This window comes from Moraxella sp. CTOTU49097 (assembly GCF_032064105.1).
Lineage (GTDB): Bacteria > Pseudomonadota > Gammaproteobacteria > Pseudomonadales > Moraxellaceae > Faucicola > Faucicola osloensis_B.
Genome location: NZ_DAMBOA010000004.1, coordinates 132,498 through 144,869 on the forward strand (window position 1 = coordinate 132,498; position 12,372 = coordinate 144,869).

Annotated in this window: 8 protein-coding genes; all 8 read left to right on the plus strand. The window is 44.5% G+C overall.

Features of this window, described 5'->3' with window-relative positions:
- The first annotated feature begins 3 nt into the window (after positions 1-3).
- Positions 4-1,866 (plus strand): succinate dehydrogenase flavoprotein subunit, encoded by a 1,863-nt coding sequence (sdhA, locus tag RT064_RS04320; RefSeq protein WP_179286586.1) that lies wholly within the window; start codon positions 4-6, stop codon positions 1,864-1,866.
- A gap of 76 nt (positions 1,867-1,942) precedes the next feature.
- Entirely contained in the window at positions 1,943-2,653 is a 711-nt protein-coding gene (locus RT064_RS04325; protein ID WP_007115066.1) for a succinate dehydrogenase iron-sulfur subunit, read from the plus strand.
- 426 nt (positions 2,654-3,079) lie between these two features.
- Positions 3,080-6,022 (plus strand): 2-oxoglutarate dehydrogenase E1 component, encoded by a 2,943-nt coding sequence (locus RT064_RS04330; RefSeq protein ID WP_313061867.1) that lies wholly within the window; start codon positions 3,080-3,082, stop codon positions 6,020-6,022.
- A gap of 140 nt (positions 6,023-6,162) precedes the next feature.
- Positions 6,163-7,398: a 2-oxoglutarate dehydrogenase complex dihydrolipoyllysine-residue succinyltransferase gene (odhB, locus tag RT064_RS04335; RefSeq protein ID WP_159768318.1), complete on the plus strand. Its 1,236-nt coding sequence runs from the start codon at positions 6,163-6,165 to the stop codon at positions 7,396-7,398.
- A gap of 87 nt (positions 7,399-7,485) precedes the next feature.
- Positions 7,486-8,934 (plus strand): dihydrolipoyl dehydrogenase, encoded by a 1,449-nt coding sequence (gene lpdA, locus RT064_RS04340; RefSeq protein ID WP_313061872.1) that lies wholly within the window; start codon positions 7,486-7,488, stop codon positions 8,932-8,934.
- Between the two features lie 189 nt (positions 8,935-9,123).
- The gene (gene sucC, locus RT064_RS04345; RefSeq protein WP_007115062.1) at positions 9,124-10,299 is read left to right on the plus strand and encodes an ADP-forming succinate--CoA ligase subunit beta; all 1,176 of its coding nucleotides are present in this window, start codon (positions 9,124-9,126) and stop codon (positions 10,297-10,299) included.
- An 87-nt stretch (positions 10,300-10,386) separates the two neighbouring features.
- Positions 10,387-11,289 carry a succinate--CoA ligase subunit alpha gene (sucD, locus tag RT064_RS04350; protein WP_062332365.1) on the plus strand — a complete coding sequence of 301 codons (903 nt, stop codon included), beginning with the start codon at positions 10,387-10,389 and terminating at the stop codon, positions 11,287-11,289.
- A gap of 197 nt (positions 11,290-11,486) precedes the next feature.
- Positions 11,487-12,362, plus strand: a complete 876-nt coding sequence (locus tag RT064_RS04355) for a UTP--glucose-1-phosphate uridylyltransferase (protein WP_313061876.1) — start codon at positions 11,487-11,489, stop codon at positions 12,360-12,362.
- The last annotated feature ends 10 nt before the right edge of the window (positions 12,363-12,372 follow it).

Below are 12,372 nucleotides of genomic sequence, written 5' to 3' on the forward strand. Positions count from 1 at the left end.
GAAATTAAAGCAATGGCAACAAAACAAGACAACACCATTAGCAATATTCAAACCTTAACCTTCGATGCGGTTATCGTTGGCGGCGGTGGCTCTGGTATGCGTGCGTCGCTACAATTGGCGCGTGGCGGTATGAATGTTGCGGTATTAACCAAAGTGTTCCCAACGCGTTCTCACACGGTTGCTGCGCAAGGTGGTATTGGCGCAAGTTTGGGTAACATGAGTGATGATAACTGGCACTTTCACTTTTATGACACCATCAAAGGTTCTGACTGGTTAGGTGACCAAGACGCCATCGAGTATATGTGCCGTGAAGCACCAAAAGTGGTATATGAACTTGAGCATATGGGCATGCCATTTGACCGTAACGCGGACGGTACGATTTATCAGCGTCCATTTGGCGGACATACTGCCAATTACGGTGAAAAAGCGGTGCAACGTGCGTGCGCGGCAGCTGACCGTACAGGTCATGCATTGTTGCATACCTTATATCAAAAAAATCTTGAGCAAGGCACAGAGTTTTTTATCGAGTGGATTGCGCTTGATTTGGTCAAAGATAGCAAAGGCGACATTAACGGGGTTATCGCGCTAGAGCAAGAAACAGGTCGTGTCGCGGTATTCCAAGCAAAAACAACTGTGCTAGCAACTGGGGGTGCAGGTCGTATTTTCGCTGCGTCTACTAATGCCTTTATTAATACCGGTGACGGTCTAGGTATGGCAGTGCGTGCGGGTATTCCACTACAAGATATGGAGTTTTGGCAATTTCACCCAACAGGCGTCGCAGGTGCGGGTGTATTATTGACCGAAGGTTGTCGTGGTGAAGGCGCGTTACTTCGCAATAAAGATGGCGAAGCCTTTATGGAGCGTTATGCGCCAACCCTAAAAGACTTGGCACCGCGTGACTTTGTATCACGTTCAATGGACCAAGAGATCAAAGAAGGTCGTGGTTGTGGTCCACAGGGCGATTATGTGGTACTTGATATGACGCACTTAGGTGTGGATACCATCATGAAGCGTTTACCATCGGTTTATGAAATTGGTAAAAACTTCGCGAACGTTGATATTACCAAAGAGCCAATCCCAGTTGTACCGACTATCCATTACCAAATGGGCGGTATCCCAACCAATATTCATGGTCAAGTTGTTATGCCAGATCTTGAAGCAGGTACGGATGCGGAAGGCTTATACGCCCAGCAAAAAATCGTGAAAGGGCTATATGCAATCGGCGAATGTTCATGTGTATCCGTTCACGGTGCCAACCGTCTAGGTACAAACTCACTACTTGACTTGGTGGTATTTGGTCGTGCAGCGGGTCAACATATCATTGATGAGTTCCATGCCGCTGACCGTCATGACTATGAGCCATTATCACCGCGTGTTCTTGACAAAACTTTGGCGCGTTTGAATGTGTTACAGCAATCTACGCAAGGCCTCAATGCGCAAGATGTGGCTGATGAAATCCGCCGTACCATGCAGCAACATGCAGGTGTATTCCGTACCCAAGCGTCCATGAATGAAGGTGTACAAAAAATCTTGGCACTTGAAAGCAAGGTCAATAGTCTTCACCTAGCTGATAAATCGCAAGTGTTTAATACCGCACGTATTGAAGCGCTTGAAGTGGCGAACCTCTATGAAGTTGCCAAAGCGACGATGATTTCAGCTTCACTGCGTCAAGAATGTCGTGGCGCACACACCGTCGTTGACTACGAACGTGCGGCAGATGATGCGTATGCCCCGCTTGGTCGTAATGACCATGAATGGATGAAACATACCCTTTGGTTCTCTGAAGGTAACCGTGTTATCTATAAACCTGTTCGTAAGAGCCCACTGACTGTAGACTATGTTGAACCAAAAGTACGTACATTCTAATTAATATTTTTTGGTCTTTGCAAACTGTTGTAAAGACCCTATAAACCAATACCATAAACGTGTGGAGTTTAGCATTATGAGCAGAGGTACTCGCACCATCGAGATTTTCCGCTACGATCCAGATAAAGACGCAGCACCCCGTATGCAGACATACCAAATTGAGCTTTTAGACTCTGATCGTATGTTATTAGACGTACTTGTCCGTTTGAAAAAAATGGACGAAACCATCAGTTTCCGCCGTTCGTGCCGTGAAGGTATTTGTGGCTCTGACGGTATGAACATCAATGGTAAAAACGGTCTATCATGTCTTATCAACATGAACACGCTGCCACAAAAAATTACTTTACGCCCGCTACCTGGTTTACCCGTAGTGCGCGACTTAGTGGTAGATATGAACCAATTCTATGAGCAATATGAAAAAGTTCATCCGTACTTGATTAATGACCAGCCAGCGCCACCGACTGAACGTTTACAATCACCTGAAGACCGTGAAAAGTTAAACGGTCTATATGAATGTATTTTATGTGCGTGTTGTTCAACCAGCTGTCCATCATTCTGGTGGAACCCAGACAAGTTTTTAGGTCCATCTGCGTTGTTGAATGGTTACCGCTTTGTAGCAGATAGCCGTGATACTAGCACTCAGGAACGTTTAGCACGTTTAGATGACCCATTTAGCTTGTTCCGTTGCCGTGGCATCATGAACTGTGTATCAGTTTGTCCAAAAGGCTTGAATCCTACCAAAGCGATTGGTCACTTACGTAACATGCTGCTAGACCAAGCAGGTTAGTACCACAGTTTAGTGACAAAAAAGCTCTGTATCGACAGGGCTTTTTTATTGGGATGTGATAAATTAATAGTAATTGGCTATCTATTAATTAAAGTAATAAATCATATCCAAATACCATAATATTTTTTATACCTTTTCAGCCTAATGAATGAGATAAATTATCATTAATTTTGTATAATATACGATAGGTATCTATAGGGAATATTCATTTAGGTCTTCTAAGGAAGGAGAAAACTAACTTTCACCTTACTCTTCTTTTACTGCCATTTGATAGCCATTTATCCACACGCCAAGCGGCGTGAGTCGCTATATTTAGTAAATGAATGGTAACTATTACCTTAACAAAATTTTTTGTTAATTATAAAAATGCTAGGCTATTCCCTAAAATTTTTATTTCCACCTTTAAATACTACAGTAGAAAGAATCATGGCTAACCAAAACCAAACTTCTGTCTCATCTGCTCAGTTTACTGAACTATCAGCAGATAACGCAGTCTATCTTGAATCACTCTATGAACAGTATCTTCAAGATCCACAAAGCGTTGATGAAAAATACATTCCTTACTTTGCGCAGTTTGCCAAAGAGGATGATAAAAACGCCCTTCACCATACTATCCAAGACCAATTTTTGCTATTAGCTCGCAACACCACTGCCCACAAAGTTACCGGTCAATCAGGGGCAGGCGCCGTCAGCCCTTCTGAAATTCGCGAATTTGCGGACAACCAAATGGGCGTGCAGAAACTGATTACCAGTTATCGCCGTCGTGGTCATCGTATTGCTAATCTAGATCCCCTAGGACTCATGCCACGTCCAGAAGTTGAAGAATTGACTTTAGCTTACTATGGCCTATCTGAAGCGGATTTAGACACTGTCTACCCTGTCAGTGACCTAAATATCGGTAAAGACAAAGCCACACTACGTGAAATTATTCAAGTGTTAGAGCGAGTTTATTGTAGCAGTATCGGTGCAGAATATTTCCATGTGACCACCGCCAAAGAAAAACGCTGGATTGAAAAGTACCTAGAACAAAATCTTGGCTATGTCAAATTTGACAATGAAAAACGTAAATCTATCCTTGAGCGTTTGACAGCAGCGGAAGGATTAGAAAAATACTTAGCGCGTAAATATACCGGTGTGAAACGTTTTGGTCTTGAGGGTGGCGAAAGCTTTATCCCGATGGTCAATGAGATAATTCAGCGTGCGGGTGAAAACGGTACCAAAGAAATGGTTATCGGTATGGCGCACCGTGGACGTTTAAACTTATTAGTAAATATCTTAGGTAAAAACCCTAAAGATTTGTTTGATGAGTTTGATGGTAAAAAACAACCGACCGTGGGTTCAGGTGACGTAAAATACCACAATGGTTATTCATCTAACGTAATGACACCGGGCGGCGAAGCGCATTTGGCATTGGCATTTAACCCCTCGCATCTTGAAATTGTATCGCCTGTATTGATTGGATCAGTGCGTGCCCGCCAAGTACGCCGTCAAGATAAGACGGGTGATGCCGTTTTGCCAATCGTGGTACACGGTGACGCCGCGTTCGCCGGTCAAGGTGTCAACCAAGAAACTTTCCAAATGTCACAAACCCGTGCGTATTCAACAGGTGGTACGCTGCATATTATTATCAATAACCAAGTCGGTTTTACCACCAGCCGCTTAGAAGATGCGCGTTCAACTGAATACTGTACCGACATCGCCAAAATGGTACACGCACCGATTTTTCATGTAAACGGTGACGATCCAGAAGCGGTAGTATTTATGGCGCAGCTTGCCCACGACTATCGCCGAACTTTCCACAAAGATATCGTGATTGATATGTACTGTTACCGTCGTAACGGTCACAATGAAGCGGATGAACCTTCAGCCACTCAGCCACTGATGTATTCGGTCATCAAAAAACTACCAAGTACTCGTGAACTATTTGCCAATAAATTGGTTGCCGAAGGCGTTATTAGCAAAGCAGAAGCTGTGGCATTTGAAGATGACTACCGTGAGTCACTCGATAAAGGCGAATATGTTGCTAGCGCCCTCGTGCGTGAGCCAAATAAAACGCTGTATGTAGATTGGACCCCTTATATTGGGCATAAGCTTGAAGACAATTGGGAGACGGGCGTTGATATCAATCAATTAAAAGCGTATGGCGAAAAAATGGCGCAAATTCCGGAAGGCTATGAGCTACAACGCCAAGTACAAAAAGTGGTTGAACAGCGCAAAGCCATGCAAACCGGTCAAGAGCCATTGAACTGGGGCGCGGCAGAAACCTTGGCTTATGCGTCACTGGTCGAAGAAGGCTACCCTGTGCGTATTACGGGTGAAGACGTGGGTCGTGGTACTTTCTCGCATCGCCATGCAGAACTGTTCAACATGAAAGACGGCAGTATGTATGTACCGCTTGCCAACATGAGCCCTAACCAAGCACGCTTTGACATTTTTAACTCATTATTGTCAGAAGAAGCAGTGTTAGCGTTTGAATATGGTTACGCAACGACAGTACCCAATGCGCTAGTGATTTGGGAAGCACAGTTCGGTGACTTTGTCAATGGCGCACAAGTGGTCATTGACCAATTTATTTCTTCAGGTGAAACCAAATGGCAACGTCTATGTGGTCTGACCATGCTATTACCACACGGCTATGAAGGTCAAGGTCCTGAGCACTCATCAGCGCGCCTAGAGCGTTTCTTACAGCTATGTGCTGAAGACAATATGCAAGTGGTAACCCCAACTACACCTGCACAGATTTTCCATGCCCTACGTCGTCAAGTGGTTCGCCCAGCGCGTAAGCCGCTGATTGTGATGTCACCAAAATCACTGCTACGTCATAAATTGGCGGTGTCAACGCTTGAAGAGCTTGCGCAAGGTCAGTTCCAAACCGTGATTCCAGAGATTGACCAACTTGATAATAACCAAGTGACGCGTTTAGTGTTGTGTGGCGGTAAAGTATATTATGACTTGCTTGAAAAACGTCGTGAATTGGGTCTGAACCATGTGGCGATTGTGCGTATCGAGCAGCTATATCCATTACCTGAAGCGCGTATTTTGGAAGAAGTGGCGAAATATCCAAACCTTGAAGGCATTGTCTGGACACAAGAAGAGCCACGTAACCAAGGCGCTTGGTACTATCTAGCACCGCACTTATTCCGTTTGATTGCACCGCCAAAACCCGCGACTCGTCCGACAAAAGCTTACTTGCTAGAGCCAGTTGCTCGCCCACCATCGGCGGCACCTGCGGCAGGTTCGATGCAAATGCACATAGAGCAGCAGCAAAAGGTTATCAACGAAGCATTGGGTTTGCCAAAGAATGAAGATTCAACCGAAGATAAGCTAGAAGCTAAAGCGGAAATCGCAGAAAAACAAGCGACTGACTAAGCGTTTTAAAGGATTAGTACCCAATAGATGCGTACTAATCCTTCTTGGTTTTTGGTATAGGCAATTGTGCCGAGTGCTAAGACAACAATGAATTTAACCCATTAAAAATGAAAGAATGTGAAATTAACTAGGAGTTTTCCATGAGTGAGATTAAAGTCCCTGTATTCCCAGAGTCCGTTGCTGACGGTACAATTGTTGCTTGGAATTTTAATGAAGGCGACCAAGTAAGCCGTGACGCTGTATTGTGTGAAATCGAAACCGATAAAGTTGTGATGGAAGTGGTGGCACAAGCTGATGGCGTGCTTAGCAAAATTCTCAAACAAGTTGATGACACAGTGCTTTCTGCTGAAGTCATCGGTGAGCTGACTGAAGGCGCAACCGCGGCTGCACCAGCAAGCCAACCTACTGAAACCCAAGCACCGGCTGCCCAAGCTGAAGCCGCACCTGCAGCTGCACAACAAGCACCTACCGCTCAAGCGACTTCTGAAGCAGATTATAAAGACCAAAGCCCAGCGGTTCGTAAAGCAGCGAATACCACAGGCGTCAATCCTGCAGATGTTGAAGGTTCAGGTCGTGGCGGCCGTGTGACCAAAGAAGACATGGCAAACCCAACCTTAAAAGCCAACAATGCAATTAAAGCAGACAACGGTCAAGTAGTTGCCAATGCCGTCGGTCAACGTGCAGACAAACGTGTGCCAATGACGCGTTTACGCGCCCGTGTTGCTGAGCGTCTGTTAGCCGCTACCCAAGAAACTGCGATGTTGACGACGTTTAATGAAGTGAACATGAAACCTATCATGGACTTACGTGGTGAGTTCAAAGAGCGTTTTGAAAAACGTCACGGTGTAAAACTAGGCTTCATGTCATTGTTTGTAAAGGCTGCTACTGAAGCGTTAAAACGTTTCCCAGCGGTAAATGCCTCTATTGATGGTAGCGATATCGTTTATCATGGCTATTATGATGTAGGTGTTGCGGTATCTAGCGACCGTGGTCTTGTGGTACCGGTATTACGTGACACCGACCAAATGGGTATGGCAGATATTGAACGCGCGATTGGTAACTATGCGTCAAAAGCGCGTGAAGGCAAATTAGGCATTGAAGACATGACGGGTGGTACTTTCACCATTACCAATGGCGGCGTGTTTGGTTCACTCATGTCAACCCCAATCATCAATCCACCACAAACAGCGATTTTGGGTATGCACGCGACTAAAGAACGCCCAATGGCGGTTAATGGCGAAGTGGTAATTCTACCTATGATGTACTTGGCATTGTCGTATGACCACCGTTTAATCGATGGTAAAGAAGCCGTACAATTCTTGGTCACGATCAAAGAATTGGTTGAAAACCCAGCGATGCTACTTCTCGATTTATAATGAAAAAAGCCTGTATTGGCAAAGGTTGATACAGGCTTTTTTGTTTAACAACTTTAACAATAACAATTCAAATTTTTGGTGAAGATTATGAAAGAAAGCTATGATTTGGTAATTATCGGTGGTGGCCCTGGTGGATATGAAGCAGCTATCCGTGCAGGCCAATTGGGTATGAGCGTGGCTTGTATCGAAAAACGTATTAATAAGGGCGAGCCAGCGTTAGGCGGTACCTGTTTGAACGTTGGTTGTATTCCTTCAAAAGCATTGCTAGACAGCTCACATCGCTATGAAGCAACCAAGCATGATTTAGCCGACCACGGTATCACCACAGGTGAAGTGGCGATTGACATCAGCAAAATGTTAAGTCGTAAAGACGCTATCGTTAAACAATTAACCGGTGGTGTAGCTGCATTGTTAAAAGGTAATGGTGCTGACTGGCTACAAGGTACAGGTAAATTACTTGATGGTAAAGGTGCGGATAAACACGTTGAATTTACCCCACTAGATGGTTCTGCGCCTACCACTATTACCGCTAAAAATGTGATTTTAGCCTCTGGTTCTGTGCCTATTGATATCCCTGTTGCCCCGATTGATAACGAATATATCGTTGATTCAACGGGTGCTTTAGACTTTACCGAAGTACCTGCGCGTCTAGGCGTCATTGGCGGTGGTGTGATTGGTCTTGAACTGGGTTCAGTATGGCGTCGTTTGGGTAGTGAAGTGGTAGTATTTGAAGCCATGCCAGAATTTTTAGCAGTGGCAGACAAAGCCGTGAGCAAAGAAGCGGCAAAACTACTAAAAGCCCAAGGCATGGATATCCGTATTGATACCAAAGTTACTCAGGCTCAAGTAGAAAATGGTCAGGTACTTGTATCGTTTGACGCTAAAGGTCAAGCAGGACAAGAAACCTTCGATAAACTCATCGTTTGTGTGGGTCGCCGTGCTTATAAAGAAAACCTACTTGGCGAAAATTCAGGGGTAGAGCTTACTGAACGTGGTTTGGTAGCGGTGAATGACTTCTGTCAAACCAACCTTGATGGCGTCTATGCAATCGGTGACTTGGTGCGTGGTCCAATGCTAGCACATAAAGCGATGGAAGAAGGCATGATGGCAGTTGAACGCATTCATGGTGAAAAAGTTCAAGTCAATTATGACACCATTATTAGCGTGATTTACACACACCCAGAAATTGCATGGGTTGGCTTAACTGAAGAACAAGCCAAAGAGCAAGGTCATGAAGTCAAAACGGGTCAATTCAGCCTAGCCGCCAATGGTCGTGCGTTAGCCGCTGGTGAAGGCCAAGGCTTCATCAAAGTGGTTGCCGATGCCAAAACTGACCGTTTACTGGGTATGCATGTCGTGTCAGCGGGTGCAGGCGATATCGTTCATCAAGGCATGATTGCGATGGAATTCGTATCAAGCATTGAAGATTTGCAGTTGATGACGTTTGCTCACCCAACCATTTCTGAAGCAGTACACGAGGCGGTGCTGTCAGCGGATGGTCGTGCAATTCATGCAATTCAACGTAAGCGCAAATAACCTAGTGCACAAGTAATTTGGCTCACAAGTAACTTAGTTTACAAGTAAATGGGCTAATTAGCTTATGCATCAATAGTTTGAATAAGGTAAGTGAGCTAACCTCATTATCAACTAGGTTAGCTCACTATTGACCACACTATTCAAAAATAATTTTAAAACAATGTAAACCAAAACCGAGAGGATAAATTCATGAATTTACATGAGTATCAAGCCAAAGAATTATTAAAAAGCTATGGATTGCCCGTACAAGAAGGTATCATCGCTAAAAATGGTGACGAAGCCGCCGCAGCGTTTGACAAAATGGCAGGCAACGCCGGTGCCGTGGTTGTTAAAGCCCAAGTACATGCCGGTGGCCGTGGTAAAGCGGGCGGCGTAAAAATCGCTAAAACGCGTGAAGAAGCCAAACAAATTGCTGAAGAATTAATTGGTAAAAACTTGGTAACTTACCAAACTGATGCCAACGGTCAACCTGTTAACAGTGTGCTTATCGCCGAAGACATGTACCCAATCGCAACTGAATTGTACTTAGGTGCAGTCGTAGACCGTTCAGCCCGTCGTGTGGTATTTATGGCGTCAACTGAAGGCGGTGTTGAAATTGAAAAAGTTGCCGAAGAAACCCCAGAAAAAATCTTGAAAGTAGAAGTTGACCCACTGGTGGGCTTACAACCTAGCCAAGCTCGTGAAGTGGCTTTCAAACTGGGTCTCAAAGACAAACAAATCAACGAATTTGCCAAATTGATGACAGGTGCTTATAAAGCCTTTACGGAAAATGACTTTGCCTTATTTGAAATCAATCCACTAGCGGTTCGTAAATCTGGCGAATTAGCCTGTGTTGACGCCAAAATCGGTATCGACTCAAATGCGCTTTATCGCCTACCAAAAGTCGCTGAACAACGTGACAAATCACAAGAAAATGAGCGTGAATTAAAAGCCTCAGAGTTTGACCTAAACTATGTTGCACTTGAAGGTAACATCGGCTGTATGGTGAATGGCGCTGGTCTTGCAATGGCAACCATGGACATCATCAAACTATACGGCGGTCAACCCGCTAACTTCCTAGACGTAGGCGGCGGTGCGACCAAAGAACGTGTGGTTGAAGCGTTCAAATTAATTCTTGAAGACAAATCAGTCCAAGGCGTACTCATCAATATTTTTGGTGGTATCGTACGTTGTGACATGATTGCCGAAGCGATTATCGAAGCGGTGAAAGAAGTCAACGTCACCGTGCCTGTGGTTGTTCGCCTTGAAGGTAATAACGCTGAAAAAGGTGCGCAAATCCTACGTGATTCAGGTCTTAAATTAATTCCTGCTGAAGGTCTTTCTGAAGCCGGTCAAAAAATTGTTGATGCGGTTAATAATGCCTAATGAAGAAAGTATAGGTATGAGCGAGTAGGGCTATGTGCCCTACTGGTTAATCGTTTAAATCAAACATAAAAAGTAAAAGGAAAAACAATGAGCGTATTAGTTGGAAAAGACACTAAAGTATTAGTGCAAGGTTTCACAGGTAAAAACGGTACTCTACACTCAGAGCAATCAATTGCTTATGGTACCAACATCGTTGGCGGTGTTACCCCAGGTAAAGGCGGGACAACCCACCTTGATCGTCCAGTATTTGATACCATGAATGAAGCAGTAACAGCAACGGGTGCCAATGCCTCTGTTATCTTTGTACCAGCACCATTTGTATTGGACTCAATCGTTGAAGCGATTAACTCTGGCGTAAAATTGATTGTGGTCATCACCGAAGGCGTACCTACCCTAGATATGCTAAAAGCCAAACGTTACCTAGAAAACGTCAACGCTGACCTACAAGCCAAGGGCGAAGAAATCATCCGTATGGTAGGTCCAAACTGTCCAGGCGTCATCAGCCCAGGTAAATGCAAAATCGGTATCATGCCAGGTCACATTCACCAAGAAGGTAAAGTCGGTATCATCTCACGTTCTGGTACATTGACTTATGAAGCGGTGGCTCAAACTACTAAACTTGGCTTTGGTCAATCAACCTGTATCGGTATCGGTGGTGACCCAATCCCAGGTATGAACCAAATCGATGCATTAAAATTGCTTCAAGATGACCCACAAACCGAAGCGATTGTATTGATCGGTGAAATCGGTGGTACGGCTGAAGAGGAAGCGGCTGCATACGTTAAAGACCACGTGACTAAACCCGTCATTGGTTATATCGCAGGTGTCACAGCACCAAAAGGTAAACGTATGGGACATGCCGGTGCGATTATCTCAGGTGGTAAAGGTACAGCAGAAGAAAAATTCAAAGCCTTTGAAGAGGCTGGTATTGCTTATACCCGTGACCCTTCAAAAATCGGTGAAAAAGTAAAAGAAGTCACTGGTTGGTAATCATCAGCTATGTTGACTAATCAAAAGCAGATAATCATTGGGTTATCTGCTTTTTTATTATCCGCTGGTGTTAGCAAAATACCCTCAATCAATGTCAATAATGCGTTTAAAATATTCCGGCAGATAAAATATTTGCCATAAAAATATGTTAAGCTTGATATAAACTATTTGAACAACTTGTCTTATTAAGAGTCACTATGTCGAAAAAAATCACTCACGCTGTTATTCCTGTGGCAGGGTTTGGTACGCGTATGCTACCACTATCAAAAGCCGTGCCAAAAGAGTTACTACCACTTGGCAATAAACCAGCCATTCAATACGTCGTTGAAGAAGCGATTGCCGCAGGTTTAACCAATATTGTCTTGGTCAATCATGCGCAAAAAACCGCCATTGAAAACTATTTTGACATCAATAGCGAGCTTGATACCCAGTTACGCGGTAAAGGTAAAGCGGCGCTAGCCGATAGTTTAAACTGGCTACCTGCAGGGGTCACGGTTACCAGTGTGCGCCAAGGCAAACCGTTAGGATTAGGGCATGCCGTCTTGCAAGCCCGTCCCATTGTAGGTGATGAACCGTTTGCTGTGCTGTTACCGGATGTAATTTTAAACCCCTATAACACTGACTATACTCAGCAGAATTTAGCCTACATGCTGCAGCAGTTTGCCAAGCAGCAGCATTCACAGATATTGGTTGATCCAGTGAAAGAAAGTGATATTCATAAATATGGCATTGCCAAGTTAGCCAGCACACAAATGGTAGCAAAGTCTGAACAAAACCAGTCGTTTGCTGTGACGGGGTTTGTGGAAAAACCCAAAGCTGAAGATGCGCCCTCTAACTTAGCTGTCGTTGGGCGCTATGTATTTAATAATGCTATTTTTGATTATCTAGCCAACACGCAGCCAAGTGTGGGTGGGGAAATTCAGCTGACCGATGCCATTGATGCGCTTATTAGCGCGCAAGGGGTAGACGTGGTTAGCATGGTGGGTAATAGCTTTGATGCAGGTGATATGAGTAGCTACTTGCAAGCCGTGGGTTACTTTGCCACCCAATTGGGTCACTCAATTGGGCATTGAAGCGTTTCAA

Bases quoted from the DNA above. Each gene is read 5' to 3' on its own strand.
- RT064_RS04325 (WP_007115066.1), top strand. From the start codon at position 1,943: ATGAGCAGAGGTACTCGCACCATCGAGATTTTCCGCTACGATCCAGAT.
- RT064_RS04330 (WP_313061867.1), top strand. From the start codon at position 3,080: ATGGCTAACCAAAACCAAACTTCTGTCTCATCTGCTCAGTTTACTGAA.
- odhB (WP_159768318.1), top strand. From the start codon at position 6,163: ATGAGTGAGATTAAAGTCCCTGTATTCCCAGAGTCCGTTGCTGACGGT.
- lpdA (WP_313061872.1), top strand. From the start codon at position 7,486: ATGAAAGAAAGCTATGATTTGGTAATTATCGGTGGTGGCCCTGGTGGA.
- sucC (WP_007115062.1), top strand. From the start codon at position 9,124: ATGAATTTACATGAGTATCAAGCCAAAGAATTATTAAAAAGCTATGGA.
- sucD (WP_062332365.1), top strand. From the start codon at position 10,387: ATGAGCGTATTAGTTGGAAAAGACACTAAAGTATTAGTGCAAGGTTTC.
- RT064_RS04355 (WP_313061876.1), top strand. From the start codon at position 11,487: ATGTCGAAAAAAATCACTCACGCTGTTATTCCTGTGGCAGGGTTTGGT.